Annotated in this window: 1 protein-coding gene; it reads left to right on the top strand. The window is 66.6% G+C overall.

All coding sequences use genetic code 11. The annotated features are described in order from the left end of the window. Positions 1-100 precede the first annotated feature (100 nt). A partial coding sequence (locus DVK07_RS21230; protein ID WP_147441324.1) for a hypothetical protein occupies positions 101-503 on the top strand: 403 nt, incomplete at its 3' end.

A 503-nucleotide genomic window follows, 5' to 3' on the forward strand; every position in this document is an offset into this window, starting at 1 on the left:
AGAAAGATGGTCAGCACGCTGTGGACAGCGGTTCCCACCAAGGCATCATCACGCGCTGGGAGTGTGGACGCTGCGGAGCGATCACGGAGGCTGGTCGACGATGAGCATCTTCGAGGATCTCTACGAAGTCTGGTACCAGGCAGGGTCGCATCGCGACCACGTCACTGGCCGGTGTGAGGCCGACACGCTCCTCGAAGCGCTCCAGGCCGTCGACGCGACGACCGGCCCCGACGTGGACATCACCGAGGGAGACGCTGTCGTCGTCCTCGACCGGCGGTCGGCCGCCACGATCTCGGAGCGGCTCGGCGACGACGTCCACGTCTCACGCGACGATCCGCTGGTCCCACGAGAGCACGTGTACCTCGTCCCGCGCCGCATCGAGCAGACGCTACCCGGGAAGACGCAGGTCCACACCGTCGAGAGCTCGTCGCCGTGGGGGCTCGCGATGGTCCCGAGCTGTGTCAACTACGACAACGAAGTCATCGACCCGGCGGGTGTCGTCG

This window comes from Halorubrum sp. Atlit-26R (assembly GCF_003666015.1).
GTDB lineage: Archaea > Halobacteriota > Halobacteria > Halobacteriales > Haloferacaceae > Halorubrum.